Below are 19,155 nucleotides of genomic sequence, written 5' to 3' on the forward strand. Positions count from 1 at the left end.
CTTTGCGCGGCGACCGGCGGCGCCGGGTTCAGCAGAATATGGGAGGCAGCTATGGCCGGCGGTAGCCGAGATCCGGGACGCACGGTCACGTCCCGCGTGCTGGCCATCCTTGAAGCCTTCGAGCAATCCCGCGGCGCGCTGAGCCTGACCCAGATTTCCGAGGGTTCCGGCCTGCCGTTGAGCACCACGCACCGGCTGGTCGCGGAGTTGACGGAATGGGGCTTCCTCTCCCGCGGCGCCAACGGCCGCTACCAACTGGGCATCCGCCTCTGGGAGCTGGCGCAGAATGCCGGCCGGCAACTGCGCGATGCCGCGCGCCCGTTCGTGCAGGACCTGTTCTCCCTCACCGGCGAGACGTCACAGCTGGCGGTCCGGGAAGGTCACGAGGTGCTGTACATCGAGCGTATCTACGGCACCAAGCGCGTGCCCCGTGCTTCGCGGGTCGGTGGCCGGCTGCCGATGCACGCCACCGCCGTCGGGAAAGTCATTCTCGCGTACGAGGAGGAGTGGGTGCGCACCGCCTACCTGAACCGGCAGCTGGAACGTCCCACCGCCCACACGCACATCGTTCCCGGGCGACTGGCGGAGGAACTGGTCCAGATTCGCGACCAGGGCTACGCCACCACGCTGGAGGAAGTCCGGCTCGGCTCCTGCTCCATCGCCGTGCCCGTTTTCCACACCGGCCGGATCGGCGCCGGGCTGGGGTTGGTGTTGCTGACGTCGCAGGCCGCCACGATGACGCGGCACCTTCCGGCACTGCGCGGTGTCTCGGCACAGATCGAACGCGCCACCGCGCACATCCCGCTGGAGTCTTTGCTGGGAAGCCACATCGCCCGGAAGGCGTGACCGCCCGGCGCACGTCCTGGTAATTCCCGGACCGCCGCACCACGCGTTACGGCGTATGCCTGATGAGTCGTTGCCGGGCAGCCATGAGGCGCCCAAGGCCTGGGCGCCCGGCCCAACAGCCCACCCGGGCTTATTGCTGGCCAGTCACATCGCGCCCAAGGGCCGTACGCCGCCGCATGCCACGAGATGCTAAGCACTATTCGTTTCCACTCAGTGGAAGAGCCCCTTAGGCCCCGCGAGTGACGTGGGCAACACTGGAGTCTAATCAGCCCGCTGAAACCGACAACGGCGACGGCGGGAGCAGACCCCAAGGAGTTCCAGATGTCATCTTCGACCGAAACGGCAGCTTGCCCGTTCGGCCACGGTGCCGAGGCCCCCGCAGGACACCACGGCTATGAGCCGTTCCAAATGAAGGACCCGTTCCCGGCCTACGCGGAGTTGCGGAACGAGCAGCCCGTCATGTTTGACGAGCGCGTCGGCTACTACGTGGTTTCCCGCTACGACGACATCAAGGCCGTTTTCGAGGACTGGGAGACCTTCTCCAGCGAGAACGCCCAGGCACCGGTCCGCCGGCGCGGCCCGCAGGCCACCAAGATCATGGAAGAGGGCGGCTTCACCGCATACTCGGGTCTTTCCGCCCGCCGCCCGCCGGAGCACACCCGGATCCGCGCCGTCGCCCAGAAGGCTTTCACCCCACGCCGCTACAAGGCGCTGGAACCGTTCATCCGGCAGAACGTCGTGGACCAGCTGGAAGCCATGCTGGCCCGCCCCGATCGCCGCGGCGAACTCGTGAAGGACCTGGCCTACACCGTCCCGACGGTCACGATCCTGACGCTGATCGGCGCCGACGTCTCCCAGGTGGACACGTTCAAGCGCTGGTCCGATTCCCGCGCGGCGATGACCTGGGGCGACCTCAGCGACGAGGAGCAGATCCCGCACGCCCACAACCTGGTGGAGTACTGGCAGGAATGCCTGCGCCTGGTCCGTGTCGCCCACGAGGAAGGCGGCGACAACCTGACCGGTGACCTGGTCAAGGCCCAGCAGGACGGGGCGGAGATCAGCGACCACGAAATCGCCTCGATCCTCTACTCCCTGCTGTTTGCGGGACACGAGACCACCACCACCCTGATCGCCAACTCCCTGCGCGTGTTGCTGGCGCGTCCGGACCAGTGGCAGCAACTGGTGGAGGAGCCCAAAAAGATCCCGGCAGCCATCGACGAGGTGCTGCGCTTCTCCGGATCCATCGTCGGCTGGCGCAGGAAGGCGCTCAAGGACACCGAAGTCGGCGGGGTCAAGATCCCGGAGGGCGGCGAATTGCTGCTACTGATGGGCTCCGCCAACCGCGACGCCGCCCGCTTCGAAGACGGCGAGGAGTTCGACATCTCCCGCGGCAACGCCCGCGAACACCTGTCCTTCGGCTTCGGCATCCACTACTGCCTGGGCAACATGCTCGCCAAGCTGCAGGCCAAGATCGCCCTGGAAGAGGTGGCGCGGCTGGCACCGAACCTGAAGCTGGAGAACCCCGGGAACATCGAGTTCCGCGAGAACATCTCCTTCCGTGTCCCCGAAACCGTCCCCGTCAGCTGGGAGGCCTAAGCCCATGCGCAGCAACGAATTTATCCAGTTTTTTGACGGCGGCATCGAGCCCCGGCTCGAGAACCTCGGCGGCAAGGGCGCCTCGCTGGTCACCATGACCTCTGCGGGCATGCCGGTGCCCCCGGGATTCGTCGTCACGACCGCCCAGTTTGACCGCTTCATGCAGGAAGCCGGGATCACCGAGCACATCAACCAACTGCTGGCCGGCCTGGACCCGGAAGACATCGCCCAGGTGGACGCGGTATCCGCCTCCATCCGCGAAGACATCTGCTCCCGCCCGGTACCGGCCGACATGCGCGCCCAGACCGTCGAGGCCTATGACGCCCTGATGTCCCGCTTTGACGCGCCGGTCCCGGTGGCGGTGCGTTCCTCCGCCACCGCCGAGGACCTGCCGGATGCCTCCTTCGCCGGACAGCAGGACACCTACCTCTGGCTGGAAGGCTTTGCCGCCGTCGGCGAACACATCCGCAGCTGCTGGGCATCGCTCTACACCTCGCGCGCCATCATCTACCGGCTGAAGAACAACATCCCGGACCAGGGCCTGTCGATGGCCGTCGTCGTGCAGAAGATGGTCAACGCCAGGGTCTCCGGCGTCGCCATGACGCTGGACCCGGCCAACGGCGACCGCTCCAAGATCACCATCGACGCGTCCTACGGCGTCGGCGAAATGGTGGTCTCGGGGCAGGTCACGCCGGACAACATCGTGCTGGACAAGGTCACGCTGGCCCGGGTCGCCGAACACCTGGGCGACAAGCACGCCGAACTGATCCCCGATGCCGCCGCGCGCACCCTCGTGGAGCGGGAGGTCGACGCCGAGCGGCGGGCCCGGCGCAGCCTGACCGACGACGAACTGCTCGCGGTGGCTCGGATGGCCAAGCGGGCGGAGAAACACTACAAGTGCCCGCAGGACATCGAGTGGGCGCTGGACAGGGACCTGCCCGACGGCGAAAACCTGCTGCTGCTGCAGTCCCGGCCGGAGACCGTGCACTCCTCCAAGAAGCCGGTCGCGGCGTCGTCCGCGGTACCGGGGGCCGGCGGATACGCCGCGGCCCTGGTTGCTGCGCCCGGGACGGCGGCGCCCGCCGGAGCCGGGAACGCCGGAGCCGCGAACGCAGGCACCGCCACCGGCGGCTTCAGCCTGGGCAGCATCACCGCCTCACTGCTGAAGCCCTCCGCCTGACCATTGCCCTGAACTGTTCCGCCTGTTCCACCGCAAGGCAGCAAGGCTTCAACAGCCCCACCGCAAGGAAGCAAGGCAACAAGGTTCCACCGTTCCACCGAACCGCCCACCGAAGGCTCAATGCAGAGCCGCCACCGAAAGGACCGCCATGTCTATGAAGTCCTTCCCGAAGCCCTCCGAACTGCCGGTGCCCGCCGGCGCCGAGGGCTGGGAGAAGATTTACCCGTATTACCTGGTGTTCCAGGACAAGCTCAAGGAACAGGAAGACGCCAAGTTCTGGTTCTGCGACAGCCAGCACTGGCCCACCGTCTACAAGCCGTTCGAGACCATCGGCGGCGAGTTCGCGGTCAAGTGCCTGGGCCAGTACAACGCCCGCCACCTGATGATCCCCAACGCCAACGGCATCGAGTTCCGGGTGCACCTGGGCTACCTGTACATGTCGCCGATCCCGGTGCCGGAGGACCAGATCGCCGCCCGCGTCCCGCATTTCGAGCAGCGCGTGGGCCACTACTTCCAAAACTGGGAGGAACTGCTCAAGCAGTGGCACGTGAAGGTCCGCGGCACGATCGACGAAATGGAAACCATTTCGTTCAAGAAGCTGCCGGACATGGTGCCGATGGAAGACATCACCACGGGCAAGGCCAAGGACGGCTCCGAGGTGCTGCTGGAGAACTACGACCGGCTGATCCAGCTGGCCTACCAGAACTGGCAGTACCACTTCGAGTTCCTGAACCTGGGCTACATCGCCTACCTGGACTTCTTCAACTTCTGCAAGGAAGTCTTCCCGAACATCCCGGACCAGTCGATCGCCACCATGGTGCAGGGCGTGGACATGGAACTCTTCCGCCCCGACGATGAGCTCAAGCACCTCGCCAAGCTGGCCGTGGAGCTGGGCCTGCAGTCCGCCTTCGGCAACACGGACGACGTCGATGCCACCTTGGCCGCGATCCGCGCCTCCGAGGGCGGCGACCGCTGGATCGTCCGCTACGAGGAAGCCAAGGACCCGTGGTTCAACTTCACCGTGGGCAACGGCTTCTACGGGCACGACAAGTACTGGAACGAACACCAGGAAATTCCGCTGGGCTACATCGCCGACTACATCCGCCGGCTCGACGAAGGCCAGCACATCATGCGCCCGGTCGAGGAGCTGGTGGCGGAGAAGGAACGGATCGTGGAGGAATACCGCGAACTGCTCGACGGCGAGACCTTGGCCGCGTTCGACGCCAAGCGCCAGCTGGCCGCGACCGCCTACCCGTACGTGGAAAACCACAACTTCTACATCGAGCACTGGACCATGGGCGTCTTCTGGCGCAAGATCCGCGAGCTGTCGCGGATGCTGCACGCCGAAGGCTTCTGGACCGAACCGGACGACCTGCTGTACTTGAACCGGAACGAGGTCCGCGACGCGCTCTTCGACCTGGTCACCGGCTGGGGCGTGGGCGCCGAACCGATCGGCCCCACCTACTGGCCGGAGGAAATCGAGCGCCGCCGCAAGATTGTGGACGCGCTGAAGACCGCGCGGCCGGCACCGGCACTCAACACACCGCCGGCCTCGATCACCGAACCCTTCACCCGGATGCTCTGGGGCATCACCACCGAACAGGTCCAGCAGTGGCTGGGCGAGGGCGAAGAAGTGGAAGGCGGCGGACTGCGCGGCATGGCCGCGTCCCCCGGCGTCGTCGAGGGGTACGCGCGGGTGGTCCACGACTCCGACCAGCTCTCCGAAGTGCAGCAGGATGAAATCCTGGTGGCCACCGTGACCGCGCCGAGCTGGGGGCCGATCTTCGGCAAGATCAAGGCCACCGTCACGGACATCGGCGGCATGATGAGCCACGCGGCGATTGTCTGTCGCGAGTACGGACTGCCGGCGGTGACAGGCACCGGCTCGGCCTCCACCACCATCAAGACCGGCCAGCGGCTGCGGGTGGACGGGACCAAGGGCACCGTGCAGATCCTGGACGTTGAGGAAGCCGCCGAACCGGCCGTCGCCGGGCCGGGAGCACACAGCCACACCTGAGTTTCCGGCAGCACTGCAGCCGACTCAAGCACACCAAGTGCCGGGCCGGGAAAAGCCCGCACCCCCAGCGGGTCCCGGCCCGGCACACCGAACATGAAAGCGTGACGATGACACAGCCTCCCCCCGACGCCACGGCCGGCCAAGGCTTCCCGAACCCCGACCAGGGGCCCGGCACCCGGACCGTGCTGGTCACCGGAGCCGCCGGAGGGCTGGGCCGCGCCTTCGCCCTGGGCTTCGCGGCCCGCGGGTACCGGGTGGCAGCGGCCGACACCAACCTGGCCGGTGCCGAAAAGACTGCCGCACTGGTCCGCGAAACCGGTGCGGAGGCCGAGGCCTTCGAAGCCGACGTCACCGACGTGGCCTCCACCGAGGCCCTCGCCCGGCGGTGCGCCGACTTCGGGCAGGGGAGCATCGACGTCGTCCTTAACAACGCCGCCATCTATGCCACGGTGACCCGCACCCCGTTCGAGGAGATCGACCCGGCCGAATGGGACCTGGTCATGAACGTGAACCTCAAGGGCCCCTGGCTGGTGACCCGAGCCGCCAGCCCCTACCTGCCCGACGGCGCCCGCGTCATCAACCTTTCCTCCGCAACCATCTACTCCGGCTCGGAGCAGTGGCTGCACTACGTCGCGTCGAAGGGCGGCGTGGTGTCGATGACCCGGGTGCTGGCCAAGGAACTGGGCCGGCGCAACATCACCGTCAACGCCATCGCGCCGGGCTTCACGCTCACCGAGGCCAGCTACGGGCTGATGGAGAACGCCGAGAACTACGGCGTGGACCGCGGTGCGCTTAAACGCGCCAGCCAGCCCGAGGACATCGTGGGCGCGGCGCTCTTCCTGGCCGGCCCGGACAGTTCCTACATCACCGGACAAACCATGGTGGTCGACGGCGGCCGCCAGTTCATCTGAACCACTGCAACCCGAAGGAGAACCATGCCTACGGTACATTTCACCGACGCTGAAGGCGCCGTCCGTGACGTCGAAGGCAACCCCGGCGACTCGGTCATGGAAACCGCGGTGCGCAACGGCGTGCCGGGCATCGTCGCCGAATGCGGCGGCTCGCTGTCCTGCGCCACCTGCCACGTGTTCGTCCGCGAGGACACCATGGACCAGCTTCCGGAGATGGAAGACATGGAAGACGAAATGCTCTACGGAACGGCGGTGGACCGCCAGGAGAATTCCCGCCTGTCCTGCCAGCTCAAGCTCGCCGAGGGCCAGGACGTGTACGTCACCACCCCGGAAACGCAGATCTGATCATGGAAACCACCACCACAACGACGACGGCGGCCCCCGCGCAGGCGGCGGAGGGTGCCGTGCAAACCGGGCTGCTGATCATCGGCGCGAGCCAGTCGGGAGTCCAACTGGCCGTTTCACTGCGGGCGCTCGGCTTCACGGAGCACATCACGCTGCTGGGCGAGGAAAACCACCGGCCCTACCAGCGCCCGGCCCTGTCCAAGGAGTTCCTGCAGGGCACGGTGGAGAGCGAATCGCTGATCTTTCGGTCGAACCAGTACTGGGCGGAACACAACGTGGCCCTGGTCAAGGGCGAGCGGATTGAGCGGATCGAGAAGGAAGCGGACGGCTCCGGGGTAGCGCACGCGGTCTCCGGGGCGCAGTTCCCGTTCCGCCGACTGGCCCTGACCGTGGGCGCCCGGGCCCGCAAGCTCCAGGTGCCCGGTGCGGATCTGGACGGCGTGGTCTACCTGCGCAACGCCGACGACGCCCTGGCGCTGAAGGCCCAATTGGAGGGCGTGCGGGACGCGGTGGTGATCGGCGGCGGCTTCATCGGACTGGAGGCTGCATCCAGCCTGCACAAGATGGGCAAGAACGTCACCGTGCTTGAGTACGGGCCGCGGCTGATCGGCCGGGCCGTGGGTGAAGAAACGAGCGACTACTTCCTGACCGCGCACCGTGAACGCGGCCTCGACATCCGGTTGAACTCCCGCATCCGGGAACTGGTGCCGGCGGACGGCGGGGGCAGGGTAGGCGGCGTCGGACTCGACGACGGCACCGTCGTTGCCGCCCAGCTGGTGTTGGTGGGCATCGGCGTCGTGCCCAACACCGAGCTGGCCGAGCAGTTGCGCCTGGAGGTGGACAACGGCATCGTGGTCGACCGGCACGCGCTGGCCTCCGACGGAACCACGGTGGCGGTGGGCGACGTGGCCAACATGCCCAACCCGCTGCCCGGCTCCCCGGAGGGCGAGCGAATTCGGCTGGAAAGTGTGAACAACGCGATCGAACACGCCAAGGTCGCCGCCTATTCGCTGATGGGCCGGCGGGAGGACTACGCCGGAATCCCGTGGTTCTGGTCGAACCAGGCGGACCTGAAGCTGCAGATCGCCGGCCTGACGCTGGGCTACGACCGGACCGTTGTCCGCCGCGACGACGAGCGCGGCAAGTTCTCCGTCCTCTACTACCGCGACGGCCGGATCATCGCCGCCGACTGCGTGAACGCCCCGCTGGACTTCATGGCGGTCAAGAACGCCCTGGCCAAGGGCCAGAACATCCCCGCGGACGCGGCAGCCGACCCCGCCGTCGTCCTCAAGACCATTGCGACGGACGACTGACTGCCCGCCGTGCGGCTGCACGACAAGGAGACCCACCCCATGAGCACCCCCGAGACACAGACCCCGGAGGCCAAGGGCCAAACCCCGGCATGGGCCGCCGGCGGCCAGCCAGACCCCGCCGAGGATCCGCGCGCCGCCGCCTTCGCGGCCGCCCACCCCGTGCGGCCGCTGCCGGCCACGGGCGACATCGACACCACGCCCATCGCCACCACCCCGGCGGCCGCCGCCGACCTGGACCCGATCTGGCAGGCCGTGGTGCCGGAGACACGCACCCGCGCCAACGACATCCACCTGCCGATTTCGCTGGCCTTCGCCGAGCGGCTGTGCCGGGCGTACCCGCAAGCCGACGCGGAACTGGTCCGGGTAGCCGTCCTGCTGCACGACACCGGCTGGGCGCACGTGGACGAGGAACGGATCCTCTCCGAGGGGTTCACCGGCGACTGGCGCAAGGCGGCCATCCGCTTCGAGCACGAGGCCGAGGGCTGCAAGGTGGCACGCACGGTGCTGCCCGGCCTCGGGTATTCGGAGGAGTTCGTCGACCGCGTCTGCGAGATCATCGACGGCCATGACACCCGCCATGTGCCGTACTCGCTGGAGGACGCCCTGGTCCGGGACGCCGACCGGCTATGGCGGTTCGACCACGCCGGCATCGCGGTGGCCGCCTCCTGGTTCGGCATGACGCCGGCCGTCTACACCGACCGGCTCGGCGCCGAAATCATTCCGGAACTGATCACCGAGGCCGCCCTTGCCATGGGAACGGCCGACCTGGAACGTTCCAGGGCCCTGCTGAAGACAGGAGTCATCCGATGACCACCACCCCCGGCACCACCACCCCTGCACCTGGGGGAGCGCCGGCGTCGTCCGCCCCGCCCGCCCTCGCCGCGCGCGCAGCGTTGCACCTGCCCTACACCCACGTCGACGACGTCTTCATCGACGGCGCCTGGGTTCCCGCCCGCGGCACCGGGCGCAATCCGGTGACCGACCCGGCCACCGGCGACGTCTGGGGGTCGGTGCCGGACGGTACCCCCGAAGACGTGGACGCCGCCGTGGCCGCGGCGCGGCGGGCCTTCGACTCCGGCCCGTGGCCGACGCTGGCGCCGTCCGAACGCGCGGCGTATTTGCTGCGGATTGCGGACGAAGTCGAGAAACGGTCCGAGGAGCTCTCGCTGACCAACACCCGCGAAAACGGTTCGCCGGTCTCCGAGTCGTCCCGGGCCGCCGGCAATGCCGCAGGAATCTTCCGATACTTCGCCACCCTGGCCGGCTATCTCGAACACGAAGACGTGCGCCCGTTCCCGCACGGCGGCGGCGAATCCGTGGTGCGCCGGGATCCGGTGGGGGTGTGCGGGCTGATCGCGCCGTGGAACTTCCCGATCAACCTCATGGTGATCAAGCTGGCGCCGGCGCTGCTGGCCGGCTGCACCGTGGTGATGAAACCGGCCTCGCCCACGCCGCTATCCTTCCGCCTCATCGTCGACGCCGTGGCCGCCGCCGGAGTGCCAGCCGGCGTGGTCAATCTGGTCACCGGGTCGGGCAGGCTCGGGGACACCCTGGTCAAGCATCCCGGCGTGGACAAGGTCGCCTTCACCGGTTCCACCCCGGTGGGACGCAAAATCGCCGCCGCCTGCGGCGAGCTGCTGCGCCCCGTCACGCTTGAACTCGGCGGCAAGTCCAGCGCGGTGGTGCTCGAGGACGCCGACCTGGACGAGATGTCGAAGGTGCTGATCCGCTCCAGCATGCGCAACACGGGCCAGACCTGCTACATCTCCAGCCGCATCCTCGCCCCGGCCGGCCGCTATGACGAGGTGGTGGACATGGTGACGGCGACCATCGCCGCCGGCGTCCAGGGCGACCCGCTGGACCCGGCCACGGACTTCGGCCCGTCGGCCACCGAGTCGCAGTACCGGACAGTGCTCGACCATCTGGAGGCGGCCAGGGCCGAGGGGGCCCGGGCCACCACCGGCGGGCGGGCCGCGCGGCTCGGCGGCGGGCTCGAGGGCGGTTACTTCGTGGAGCCCACGGTGTTCGCCGACGTGACACCGGATATGCGCATCGCCCGCGAGGAGGTCTTCGGGCCTGCCCTGGCCGTGTTGAAGTACACGGACCTGGACGAAGCCGTGGCACTGGCGAACAACACCGGGTTCGGGCTGGGCGGACTCGTGTTCGGCCAGGACCAGGACGCGGCGCTCGCCGTGGCCGATCGCATGGACACCGGCTCGGTGGGCATCAATTTCTTCGCTTCCAACCACTCCGCTCCGTTCGGCGGCAGGCACGACTCGGGCCTCGGCACCGAGTACGGGATTGAAGGACTCAACGCCTACGTCAGCTACAAGTCCATCCACCGTCGCTAGCCCTGTGCGGCCGTCGGTAGGCCTGTCCCGCCGTCGTTAGGTTTGTCTGGCCAGCAGCCGGGCGTAGAGGTTCAGGTGGTCAGCCGTCATGCGTGCCGCGCTGAAGCGATCCTCGGCGGCCGCCCGGCAGGCGCGGCGGTCCAGCGCGGCGGCCTGGGGCAGGAACCTGGCCAGTTCCCGATGGTCCTCGGCCAGATGCCCGGTGGCGCCGGGCTCGACGATTTCCCGGGCGGCTCCCCGCGGCGTGGCGACCACGGGGGTCCCGGCGGCCAAAGCCTCGATCATGACGAGGCCGAAAGGCTCGGCCCACTGGAGCGGGTTCAACAGGGCGACCGCCTCGCCCAGCAACCGGTATTTGTCGCCGCCGGCGACTTCGCCGAGGAACTCCTCATCCGGCCCGAGCATGGGTTCGATGACGTCGTGGAAGTACCGCAGTTCCTCGGGCTCGCGCATCTTGGCGGCGATCTTCAACGGCATCCCCGCCATGCGGGAAATCCCGATGGCCTCGGCCACTCCCTTGTCCGGACACATCCGGCCCAGGAAACAGGCGTACCCGCCCCCGCCCGCGCCCACCGGGATGGCGGCGGTATCGATCCCGTGGTGAATGACGGCGGAGACGTCGAGGCCGGTACCGGCCACCTGCTGGTGAGAGATGGCGACGAGGGCGACGTGTCGTTCTGCGGCGCGGTAGATACCGGTCAGCTGCGCGGTCAGCCCGGTGTGGATCGTCATGACCCCCGGCACCGAACCCGGCCGGTCCCGGTAGAACGGCCCCGTCAGGGTGTGGTCGTGGATCAGGTCGACGCCGTGGAGCCCCTCGTAGGCGCGGATGATGTGGTGGAGCTCCGACCAGTTGGTCCCGATGGCCTCCGGATCGGACGGCTCCGTGCCCGGCACCAGGGGAACGGGGCATGTGCTGTCGGCGGCGGCGGCCAGCACCACGTCGTGTCCTGCGTCCACGAAGCCGCGGGCGAGGTTGTCAACGACCTCTTCGATACCGCCGTAGCCGCCCGGCGGAACCGGAAACCACGGTGGGGCGATCAGCCCGATACGCATCGTTGGCCTTTTCTCCCGGAGGGGCTCCGGCGTACGACTGCGCAGCCGGGGTTGGCGAGGCGCGCAGGTTCGACGCCTGTGGTCCGGCGGAGCGGCGGCCGGTCACCGGCGGCGGGCGGCGCGGGCCGCAAGGGTCGGCCAAGCAGGGCATCGAGGCGGCTCATCTGTCCCCGGCGGAGCTTTCAGACCCTTCCGTTTCCCGGCCGCTGAGCACCAGCAGCTCCGCCAGCGGCGACCGCGCGCCGTGACGCACCCTCACCTCGGGAGCCAGGCCCTCCACCGTAAAAGTTTTCCCGGTGGCGGCCAGTGACACCCGGGATTTCCCGAGCAGCAGGTTGTCCGCGCGGAACGAGCCGAAGTCTGCCGGAATCTCAGGAGCGAGCCACAGCTCATCCGCCGGGAGATAAGGATCCAGGCGCAGGAGCATGCGCATCAGATGGACCGGCGAGGCGGCGGCCCAGGCCTGCGGCGAGCAGGACGTGGGGTAGGGCACGGGCACGTCGTATTCGCTCCGGTCGAAACCGCAGAACAGTTCGGGCAACCGTCCGTCGAAGTGAACGGCGGCATCAAAGAGCCCGCCCGCCACCCTCCGGGCCTCCTCGACAAACCCGTAGCGCATCAACCCGCTGGCGACCAAGGTGCTGTCATGGGGCCACACGGAGCCGTTGTGGTAGCTGACCGGGTTGTAGGCGCCCATGTCCGATGCCAGCGTCCGGATCCCCCAGCCCGTGAACATCTCGGGGGACATGAGCCGGGCGGCCACTTGCGGTGCCTTGTCGTCATCGACGATGCCCGACCACAGACAATGCCCCATGTTGGAAGTGCAGGCGTCCACCGGCCGCTTTTTTCCGTCCAGGGCCACGGCGTAGTACCCCAGGTCGGGAAGCCAGAAGCGCTCGTTGAACTCCTCCTTCAGCCTTGCCGCGCGGCGCCCCCACTCGGCGGCAAGGTCCTGATCACCGGCCGCGGCGGCCAGCAGGCCGCGGCCGATGTAGGCGCTGTAGACATACCCCTGAACCTCGCACAGGGCGATCGGCGGCTCTGCCAGCCGCCCGTCGGCGAAGTTAATGCCGTCCCAGGAATCTTTCCAGCCCTGGTTGAGCAGGCCGTGGGGAACAGCCCGGTTGTACTCCACAAAGCCGTCACCGTCCCGGTCCCCGAAGTTTCGGATCCAGTCCAGCGCACGGTCCGCGTGCGGCAGCAGCGACTGCAGGACGTCCCGCTCCATGCCCCAGCGGTTCAACTCCGACATCAGGACGACGAAGAGGGGAGTCGCGTCCGCCGTCCCGTAGTACGCCGCGTGGTCGCCCAAAACTACTCCGGCCGCCACCCCCAGGCGCACCTCGTGGAGAATCCGGCCGGGCTCCTCCTCTGTATCGGGATTGAATTTGGTGCCCTGCCGGGCGGCGAGCGTCTGCAGCGTCCCGCGTGCCAGCGAGGGGTCCACGGGCAACGCCATGTAGGCGGACAGGAGCGAGTCCCGGCCAAAGAGCGCCATGAACCAGGGGGCACCGGCGGCAACCACGGCGCGTCCCGGATGGGCGGGGTCGAAGATCCGCAGCGCACCGAGGTCCTCGTGGCTTCGCCGCAGCACCGCTTCAATGTCGGTGTTGGCAATGTCCAGCTGCGGCGTTGATTCCCCCCAGGCCCGGTGGCGGCGTGCCGCTTCCAAGTCGGCGACGGAGCCGGTGGCTTCGAACGGCTCGGCGGGCCGGTCCTGTTCCACCAGCGGAGTGACGATGACGCTCGTGGTCCACTTCCCGCGCGCCGGAATGATTGCCTCGAAGTGAAGGACGTCCTCGTTCACCGCTGCGCCGCGCCCGTGCACGAGGATGCCGCGCCGGCGGCCGCGGCGTACTACTTCGAGCTGGAGTTCATCACCGTGGGCCTGCCGGACCAGCTGGACCGCAGGCGCCGCCCGCCCGCCTTTCACGTCAAAGAGGTCGGCAAAGTCGGCTTCCACCCGCAACTCCAGGACGCACTCCGCCGGCAGGGCCGAGTGATTGGTCACCACCAGGTCCTCGCGCAGGCCGGCCCCGACGAGGCGTTCGCGTTCGACCACCAACTGGGAGTCGGCCAGGCCGTCCGCTCGGCGGGCCCGCCCGACGAAGAGCGCACGGTACGGCTCCAACACGCGGGACAACAGGGGTTCGAGGGGAAGCCCGTTGACGGTCAGGCACCAGCCGGACAAGATCCGGGTGTCCTGGTAGAAGGCGCCCTGCGTCAGGCCGGGAAACATGTCGCCTCCCGCCGAGGAGATGCAGAAGGACGAACCCTCCACCACCGTCACCGCTCCGCCGGCGCTCATCGGCCCGGCCGCGGTATCGGCATTCCAGCCGCCGTCGGACTGCGCCTGCCCCGGCGCGGCGCCTTCTTGTTGAGCGGATGCAGGGGCGATCGATTGCTTTTCCACAGTTGACTCTCTTGAACTGCGCAGCGGAACCCTGATGCTGAAACCGGCTGTTGAGGGAGGCTGCTCCGGCGGCCCGCCTCAGCGGTTTCTCTTTATTTGATGTTCTGGCGGATTAGTACGTCAAGATGGCGGCGCCATAATTCCGGTTCGTCCTGCCTTTTGCCCGGGCACGGCGCGCGCCGCGCCGTCATACCGCACCCGGCGATCCGTGCTCCGGGCGTGCAATGAACTCCGTAACCTGTTGTGCTGGTGGGGGAGGTTGATAGATGAAGAATTGGTTGCTCCTCGCGGGAGCGATTGTTTGCGAGGTGGCGGCGTCCCTGTCGTTGAAGGCTGCCTTGGATTCGCCGGGAATGTACGCGGTGGTGGTCGCCGGCTACGTCACGTCGTTTGCGCTCCTCGCCGCCGTCCTGCGTGCGGGAGTGCCCGTCGGGGTCGCCTACGGGATATGGGGTGCGCTCGGCGTCGCCCTCACGGCCGTCCTAGCGGCAGTGTTGTACCAGGAACCGTTAACGGCCTTGATGGTTGCCGGCATGGCGCTCGCCGTCGCCGGGGTGGTGCTCGTGCAATGGGGCGGGCACCGGGCTTCGTCGCGCCGGGCAGAGCGGGCGCGTACCTAATGGCCTGGGTCTTCCTCGCTGTCGCGATCGTCCTGGAGGTAGCCGCCACGCTCTCGCTGCGGGCCAGCATCGACGGGCACAAAGCCTGGCTGGTGGCCGTCGTGTCGGGCTACCTCGTAGCCTTTACCTGCCTGTCCTTCGCCCTGCGTCAGGGGCTGGGAATCGGGATTGCTTACGGCATCTGGACTGCCTGCGGCGTGGCCTTGACGGCGCTGGCCGGAAAGTTCCTCTTCGACGAACCGCTGACCAAGCTGATGGCGGCCGGAATCGCCTGCATCGCGGCCGGCGTGCTGCTGATCGAACTGGGCACGCCGTGACGCCCTCCGCCACAGGGCTGCGAACGCGCCCGGTTGACCGCCGAGGCGGGTGGCCCGGACGCAGCTAAAGTTGAGGTATGCCATCCTTCCGCGCCCAGTTGGAGATCACCGGACTACGGCCCGGCAACCCTCCGGAAGCGGTGATGGACGCCGCAACGGCAGCTGTGGGTTCCGCCCACGTGGTGGAAGCACACCAGTTGGACGTGGTGGCCGGCGTCCCGCGGATCACCGTCCGCTTCACCGTTGACGCCAACGCTTATGCCGTGGAGAACCGCCAGGCGTTGCAGGCCGGCGCCAACATGCGCCACGCGGTTGAAGAAGTCGCCGGTACCGCCGGTCTTGCCGTGCTGCGCCGCTCGCGCGGCAAGTGGGCTCCGGTCCGCTAAGGGGGAGATGCGCCGCCCTCGGGGTTAGTCCAACGGTTCGCCCCGGCGGATGGCGAGGCGCTCGGCATGCCCCACCTGGAATCGGCGGGACATGCCGCACACGAGCACGAAGAACAGGCCGAAGCCGGCCGCCATCGCCACCGGCGGGGACGGTGAATCGCCCAGGAAACGGTCGTAGAGCAGCCAGCCCAAACCCCAGCAGACTGCCAGCACCACCGCCATCCGGCCGCGGCCGGTCATGGCTGCCACGGCCGCGGCAAAGGACACGGCCGCCACCGCCAGCACGGCCCAAGCCGCGGCGCCCCAGCCGAACAAGTCGGCGCCGCGACCGGTCAGCCAATCCGCGGCATGGACCGCCGCTGCGAGCAGCATCCACCCGGTGAAGAGACCGATCGGAGCATCCGCCAAGAGGGCTTCCACCGGTTCCCGGCCGGGGTGGCGGGTCAGTCCGTAGACCGCCCAGCCCAGGGATGCCAGCACCAACAGGGTAAGGGCCAGCGTCAGCCCCGCCTGTCCGGCCCGCGCTGCCACGACGGTGCCCGCGGTCAGCAGCATCGCCGCCGCGACCGGCCATCCGGTGGAGCGCTGCCGTGCCGACTCGCGCACGGCCGGCCACCACTGGAAGATCGTGTAGCCGAAGAGGCCCAGGTAAATCAGCGACCAGATCTCGGCTGCACGGGCGTCCAGCGACAGCAGGGTCTGGTCGGGGGAGGGAGGCCCGCCGCCCGCATCATGGATGGGAGTGCCGCCGAGCAGGCCCACGGTGCTGGCTCCTGCCAGCAGGCACGCGACCAAAGCGACGGTCACCGCGCTCTGGCGTGCCAGGTCGGCGGCCAGCAGGGATCGAAGCCGGCGGACCGGGGGCGGCGCGGTAGCCATCAAGGGTTCCATGGAAGGCGCAGTTTTCACTCTGCTCCCAGGTCGGCGGAAGGGGATGCGGCGGGACGCGGGACGACGGCGTCGGCAGCGCCAGCGGCACGCAGGTAGGCCCGCCGGCGGAAGCCGATCACGGCCGTGATCACCGAAGCCACCAGGACGCCCACCACCGTCCCGATCAGGATGTTGACCCAAAACGGGAAGGTGGACACCGTGCCCGCGACGTAGCCCAGCCCGATCATCCACGCGGCCCACAGCACCGATCCGGCGGCGGAGGCGAGCAGGAACGGCTTGAACGGCACATCCGCCAGCCCGGAGGCCGCAACCGAGGCCGTCCGGCCGCCCGGGATGAAACGGGCCGCCACTACCGCGGCGTAGGTGGAGGATTCACCCGCTTTGCTCAGGGCCAGCGTCACCCCTCGGTCGATCATCCGGCCCCAGCTGTAACGGTTAAGCCAAGCGTTGACGCCGCGCTGAAACAGCAGGAAAAGCAGGAGGTCGCCGAGCCAACTGCCCAGCACCGCGGCCAGGATAACCAGCGGCAGGATCAGTTCACCGTTGGCCAGCAGGGTGCCGCCGCCGATCACCATCACTTCCGACGGAGATGCCGGCATCGCGGCGTCGAGAATAACCAGCAGCAGCGTCATGGGGTAATACACCCACTGCAGCGGCCCCTCGGGAATCTCCATTGGCCCAATCTATCGGGAATACAGGCCCGGTGGCAGACTGGAAAAGATGGAAATCCGCATCCTTGAAGGCGACATCACCCAGCGTCAGGTGGACGCCATAGTGAACGCCGCCAATTCCAGCCTGCTCGGCGGCGGGGGAGTGGACGGGGCCATCCACGCCGCCGCGGGACCGCAACTGCTGGAAGCCTGCCGACGGCTGCGCGCCACCGAACTGCCGGACGGGCTGCCGCCGGGCCACGCGGCGGCCACCGAGGGCTACTTCCTGCCGGCCAAGTGGGTGATCCATACCGTGGGGCCAAACCGCCGCGCCGGCCAGACCGACCCGGAGCTGCTGGCCAGTTGCTTCCGCGAATCCCTCCGCGTGGCCCACGGGTTGCGGGCCGAGACGCTGGCGTTCCCGGCGATCGGTGCCGGCGTCTACGGCTGGGATGCGGAGACGGTCGCCCGCCGCGGCATCGGCGAGGCTCTGAAGTACGACGGCGGCGGGCTCCGGGTGGTCGAATTTGTCCTGTTTTCGGCGGGGCTGGCGGAGACCTTCCGCCGCGTCCACGCGGAACTGGGCGGTTAGCCCTTATCCCGAAGGCTGTAGTAGCGGCGCAGCCACAGCGAAAGGCCGTCCAGGCCCGGGAAGAGCACCCGTTCGGTGACATTGGCCTGGTCAAGGTGGTCCCGGATGCGCCACTTGAGTGGCGCCGGGATGATGATCTTGCGGTAAATTCCGGGATGGCGTCGCAGCCACTCGTCCAGGCCCGCCGATGAGTCCGACATGGTGGAAAAGATTGCCGCCTGGTTTACGATCCGCTCGTCCAGCGACGGCGGTTCGAAGAACAAGGGCACGCTCCGCCCGTCCGCGTCGGTGAAACGGTCGAACTCGTCCAGGGTGAAGGCGGCACGGGAGAGAACGCCGGTGGTGAACAGGCCGCCGCCCAGTGACTCGACCGCCGCGCGCAGTTCCTCGGGCAGCGTGCGGTGGGCGGCCGCATAGTCGACGCACCAGACGGCACCGTCCTCGTCGTACCTGCTGGTGTCCCGGGTGGCGAAGTGCAGCGCCACGTAGGGCGAATGCGACCAGTCCAGCAGGCGGGTCGGCAGGCCATGGTGCTGGGCGACGCTCAGCCAATTCCAGTCCGAGTCCCCGGGTGAGGTGTCCCGGTGGGCATACTTGCGGAAGTTGCGCAGGATGTGCCGTTCCACATCCGTCTCCTGCTGCCCGCGCAGCCGGACCAGCCCGGTGGAAAGATCCCGTGCTGCGGAGGTGTGGCCGCGGTAGGCAACCGTCGGCCTGAACTTCCCCTGCGAGGATTGCCAGCGGCTCTCGGTCAGGGTGGCGATCAGGCCAAACAGGTCGTCGCCGTCCGGGTGGACGACGGACTCCTGCCCGCCTCCCGCGGCGGCAGGGCCGTTTCCGGCCACGCCTCCCGCGGGGGCAGGGCCGTTTTCGGCCACGCCTCCCGCGGGGTGGCCGTTTTCGGCCATCAGGACGGTCCGCGCTCGATGGCCTGCTGCACCGCCGAAGCGATGCCGCCGGCGAACGGCTCCCCGTGGCCCGGGAGGGCGATTCGTGCCTCCGTCTGCGCCAAGGCCTGGAGCGACTGGAGTGCTTGCCGAGTGTCCGCGGTGGCGGCGGCAGCTACTATGTGCGGTCCCCGGGCGCCGGTATACGGGTCGAGGGTGACCAGCGCGTCGCCGGTGATCAAGGCCCCGCGCCCGGGGAAGTGCAAGGCGCAGTGCCCGGCAGTGTGTCCGGGAGTGGGCACCACCGTGGGTGCGCCGGGCAGCGTTGCGGCGGCACCGTCGTCGAGCGTCCGCAGGTCCGTGACACCCTTGACCATGAGCGCGCCGGCTGCCGTCATCCGGCTCAGGATGGGTATGCACCGGGGGTACTTGACGGGATAGATGAGGCGGTTTTTCTCGTGCTTGTACCGGTAGGGATGGGCGGCGATGTAGTAGTCGCCGGGGTGGCAGTACACCGGGACGTCGAGGTCGTGCTGCAACCGGGCGGCAAACCCCACATGATCGAAATGGGCGTGCGTCAATACCAGGGCACTGATGTCGCGGGGCGAACGGCCCAGCTCCCGGATGGCTGCCACGGTCATCTTCCACATGGCCGGCAGTCCGGCGTCGACCAGCATGATCCTGTCGCCGTCCTCGACGATGTAGAGGTTCACATCGGCATGGCCGACGCGGTGGATGTTTTCGGCGACGTTGCGTTGAAACATATCTGCCTTTCGGAGTCAGG

At 68.4% G+C, this 19,155-nt stretch carries 19 protein-coding genes; 13 read left to right on the top strand and 6 right to left on the bottom strand.

All coding sequences use genetic code 11. The features are described from left to right. The first annotated feature begins 51 nt into the window (after positions 1–51). The 9 genes from AC5RTY_RS11840 to AC5RTY_RS11880 all read left to right on the top strand — a co-directional run bounded on the left by AC5RTY_RS11840 (position 52) and on the right by AC5RTY_RS11880 (position 10,559). Positions 52–846 carry an IclR family transcriptional regulator gene (locus tag AC5RTY_RS11840; RefSeq protein WP_494024373.1) on the top strand — a complete coding sequence of 265 codons (795 nt, stop codon included), beginning with the start codon at positions 52–54 and terminating at the stop codon, positions 844–846. Between the two features lie 321 nt (positions 847–1,167). Continuing rightward, entirely contained in the window at positions 1,168–2,442 is a 1,275-nt protein-coding gene (locus AC5RTY_RS11845; protein ID WP_494002247.1) for a cytochrome P450, read from the top strand. A gap of 4 nt (positions 2,443–2,446) precedes the next feature. Continuing rightward, a complete protein-coding gene (locus AC5RTY_RS11850; RefSeq protein ID WP_494139580.1) occupies positions 2,447–3,622 on the top strand; it encodes a PEP/pyruvate-binding domain-containing protein in 1,176 nt (391 codons plus the stop codon). A gap of 148 nt (positions 3,623–3,770) precedes the next feature. Further along, positions 3,771–5,639 (top strand): PEP-utilizing enzyme, encoded by a 1,869-nt coding sequence (locus tag AC5RTY_RS11855; protein ID WP_494024371.1) that lies wholly within the window; start codon positions 3,771–3,773, stop codon positions 5,637–5,639. 107 nt (positions 5,640–5,746) lie between these two features. Next, positions 5,747–6,550, top strand: coding sequence for an SDR family NAD(P)-dependent oxidoreductase (locus AC5RTY_RS11860; protein WP_494128104.1), 804 nt, complete (start codon positions 5,747–5,749; stop codon positions 6,548–6,550). Positions 6,551–6,574: 24 nt separating this feature from the next. After that, positions 6,575–6,895: a 2Fe-2S iron-sulfur cluster-binding protein gene (locus tag AC5RTY_RS11865; protein WP_494002250.1), complete on the top strand. Its 321-nt coding sequence runs from the start codon at positions 6,575–6,577 to the stop codon at positions 6,893–6,895. Between the two features lie 2 nt (positions 6,896–6,897). After that, a complete protein-coding gene (locus AC5RTY_RS11870; RefSeq protein WP_494139581.1) occupies positions 6,898–8,208 on the top strand; it encodes an NAD(P)/FAD-dependent oxidoreductase in 1,311 nt (436 codons plus the stop codon). A 39-nt stretch (positions 8,209–8,247) separates the two neighbouring features. Continuing rightward, positions 8,248–9,018: an HD domain-containing protein gene (locus AC5RTY_RS11875; RefSeq protein ID WP_494013088.1), complete on the top strand. Its 771-nt coding sequence runs from the start codon at positions 8,248–8,250 to the stop codon at positions 9,016–9,018. Further along, on the top strand, positions 9,015–10,559 hold the full coding sequence (locus AC5RTY_RS11880; protein ID WP_494139582.1) for an aldehyde dehydrogenase family protein: 1,545 nt from the start codon (positions 9,015–9,017) through the stop codon (positions 10,557–10,559). The genes AC5RTY_RS11875 and AC5RTY_RS11880 overlap by 4 nt, the downstream gene beginning before the upstream one ends. Positions 10,560–10,595: 36 nt before the next feature. Here the strand turns inward: AC5RTY_RS11880 and AC5RTY_RS11885 are convergent, their stop codons facing one another. After that, the gene (locus AC5RTY_RS11885; RefSeq protein ID WP_494002254.1) at positions 10,596–11,615 is read right to left on the bottom strand and encodes a glycosyltransferase family 4 protein; all 1,020 of its coding nucleotides are present in this window, start codon (positions 11,613–11,615) and stop codon (positions 10,596–10,598) included. A 160-nt stretch (positions 11,616–11,775) separates the two neighbouring features. Then, complete coding sequence (locus AC5RTY_RS11890) at positions 11,776–13,923, bottom strand: amylo-alpha-1,6-glucosidase (protein WP_494139619.1); 2,148 nt, start codon at positions 13,921–13,923, stop codon at positions 11,776–11,778. A 371-nt stretch (positions 13,924–14,294) separates the two neighbouring features. Here AC5RTY_RS11890 and AC5RTY_RS11895 point away from each other — a divergent pair, with 371 nt between their 5' ends. The 3 genes from AC5RTY_RS11895 (at position 14,295) to AC5RTY_RS11905 (ending at position 15,351) form a co-directional block, all read left to right on the top strand. Further along, the gene (locus AC5RTY_RS11895; RefSeq protein WP_494002255.1) at positions 14,295–14,648 is read left to right on the top strand and encodes a DMT family transporter; all 354 of its coding nucleotides are present in this window, start codon (positions 14,295–14,297) and stop codon (positions 14,646–14,648) included. After that, positions 14,648–14,965, top strand: coding sequence for a DMT family transporter (locus tag AC5RTY_RS11900; protein ID WP_494002256.1), 318 nt, complete (start codon positions 14,648–14,650; stop codon positions 14,963–14,965). Before AC5RTY_RS11895 ends, AC5RTY_RS11900 begins: the two co-directional genes overlap by 1 nt. 77 nt (positions 14,966–15,042) lie before the next feature. Continuing rightward, positions 15,043–15,351, top strand: a complete 309-nt coding sequence (locus AC5RTY_RS11905; RefSeq protein WP_494013084.1) for a hypothetical protein — start codon at positions 15,043–15,045, stop codon at positions 15,349–15,351. Positions 15,352–15,375: 24 nt separating this feature from the next. Here the strand turns inward: AC5RTY_RS11905 and AC5RTY_RS11910 are convergent, their stop codons facing one another. Then, complete coding sequence (locus AC5RTY_RS11910; RefSeq protein ID WP_494139583.1) at positions 15,376–16,230, bottom strand: TspO-related membrane protein; 855 nt, start codon at positions 16,228–16,230, stop codon at positions 15,376–15,378. A gap of 26 nt (positions 16,231–16,256) precedes the next feature. Continuing rightward, a complete protein-coding gene (locus tag AC5RTY_RS11915) occupies positions 16,257–16,916 on the bottom strand; it encodes a DedA family protein (RefSeq protein ID WP_494139584.1) in 660 nt (219 codons plus the stop codon). Between the two features lie 46 nt (positions 16,917–16,962). On the opposite strand from AC5RTY_RS11915, the gene AC5RTY_RS11920 reads away from it, so the two are divergent. Next, on the top strand, positions 16,963–17,484 hold the full coding sequence (locus AC5RTY_RS11920; protein WP_494139585.1) for an O-acetyl-ADP-ribose deacetylase: 522 nt from the start codon (positions 16,963–16,965) through the stop codon (positions 17,482–17,484). Here the strand turns inward: AC5RTY_RS11920 and AC5RTY_RS11925 are convergent. Then, positions 17,481–18,392, bottom strand: coding sequence for an FRG domain-containing protein (locus AC5RTY_RS11925; RefSeq protein WP_494139586.1), 912 nt, complete (start codon positions 18,390–18,392; stop codon positions 17,481–17,483). The genes AC5RTY_RS11920 and AC5RTY_RS11925 overlap by 4 nt on opposite strands. Next, positions 18,392–19,135, bottom strand: a complete 744-nt coding sequence (locus AC5RTY_RS11930) for an MBL fold metallo-hydrolase (protein ID WP_494024363.1) — start codon at positions 19,133–19,135, stop codon at positions 18,392–18,394. The genes AC5RTY_RS11925 and AC5RTY_RS11930 overlap by 1 nt, the downstream gene beginning before the upstream one ends. Positions 19,136–19,155 lie beyond the last annotated feature (20 nt).

The sequence above is a fragment of the Arthrobacter sp. Y3224055 genome (assembly GCF_059090825.1).

What these genes read in the sequence shown, in the direction of transcription:
- AC5RTY_RS11930 (WP_494024363.1), bottom strand. Translation starts at nt 19,135, where the DNA reads ATGTTTCAACGCAACGTCGCCGAAAACATCCACCGCGTCGGCCATGCC.
- AC5RTY_RS11870 (WP_494139581.1), top strand. Translation starts at nt 6,898, where the DNA reads ATGGAAACCACCACCACAACGACGACGGCGGCCCCCGCGCAGGCGGCG.
- AC5RTY_RS11910 (WP_494139583.1), bottom strand. Translation starts at nt 16,230, where the DNA reads ATGGCTACCGCGCCGCCCCCGGTCCGCCGGCTTCGATCCCTGCTGGCC.
- AC5RTY_RS11925 (WP_494139586.1), bottom strand. Translation starts at nt 18,392, where the DNA reads ATGGCCGAAAACGGCCACCCCGCGGGAGGCGTGGCCGAAAACGGCCCT.
- AC5RTY_RS11875 (WP_494013088.1), top strand. Translation starts at nt 8,248, where the DNA reads ATGAGCACCCCCGAGACACAGACCCCGGAGGCCAAGGGCCAAACCCCG.
- AC5RTY_RS11885 (WP_494002254.1), bottom strand. Translation starts at nt 11,615, where the DNA reads ATGCGTATCGGGCTGATCGCCCCACCGTGGTTTCCGGTTCCGCCGGGC.
- AC5RTY_RS11860 (WP_494128104.1), top strand. Translation starts at nt 5,747, where the DNA reads ATGACACAGCCTCCCCCCGACGCCACGGCCGGCCAAGGCTTCCCGAAC.
- AC5RTY_RS11900 (WP_494002256.1), top strand. Translation starts at nt 14,648, where the DNA reads ATGGCCTGGGTCTTCCTCGCTGTCGCGATCGTCCTGGAGGTAGCCGCC.
- AC5RTY_RS11895 (WP_494002255.1), top strand. Translation starts at nt 14,295, where the DNA reads ATGAAGAATTGGTTGCTCCTCGCGGGAGCGATTGTTTGCGAGGTGGCG.
- AC5RTY_RS11850 (WP_494139580.1), top strand. Translation starts at nt 2,447, where the DNA reads ATGCGCAGCAACGAATTTATCCAGTTTTTTGACGGCGGCATCGAGCCC.
- AC5RTY_RS11920 (WP_494139585.1), top strand. Translation starts at nt 16,963, where the DNA reads ATGGAAATCCGCATCCTTGAAGGCGACATCACCCAGCGTCAGGTGGAC.
- AC5RTY_RS11915 (WP_494139584.1), bottom strand. Translation starts at nt 16,916, where the DNA reads ATGGAGATTCCCGAGGGGCCGCTGCAGTGGGTGTATTACCCCATGACG.
- AC5RTY_RS11880 (WP_494139582.1), top strand. Translation starts at nt 9,015, where the DNA reads ATGACCACCACCCCCGGCACCACCACCCCTGCACCTGGGGGAGCGCCG.
- AC5RTY_RS11855 (WP_494024371.1), top strand. Translation starts at nt 3,771, where the DNA reads ATGTCTATGAAGTCCTTCCCGAAGCCCTCCGAACTGCCGGTGCCCGCC.
- AC5RTY_RS11905 (WP_494013084.1), top strand. Translation starts at nt 15,043, where the DNA reads ATGCCATCCTTCCGCGCCCAGTTGGAGATCACCGGACTACGGCCCGGC.
- AC5RTY_RS11845 (WP_494002247.1), top strand. Translation starts at nt 1,168, where the DNA reads ATGTCATCTTCGACCGAAACGGCAGCTTGCCCGTTCGGCCACGGTGCC.
- AC5RTY_RS11890 (WP_494139619.1), bottom strand. Translation starts at nt 13,923, where the DNA reads ATGAGCGCCGGCGGAGCGGTGACGGTGGTGGAGGGTTCGTCCTTCTGC.
- AC5RTY_RS11865 (WP_494002250.1), top strand. Translation starts at nt 6,575, where the DNA reads ATGCCTACGGTACATTTCACCGACGCTGAAGGCGCCGTCCGTGACGTC.
- AC5RTY_RS11840 (WP_494024373.1), top strand. Translation starts at nt 52, where the DNA reads ATGGCCGGCGGTAGCCGAGATCCGGGACGCACGGTCACGTCCCGCGTG.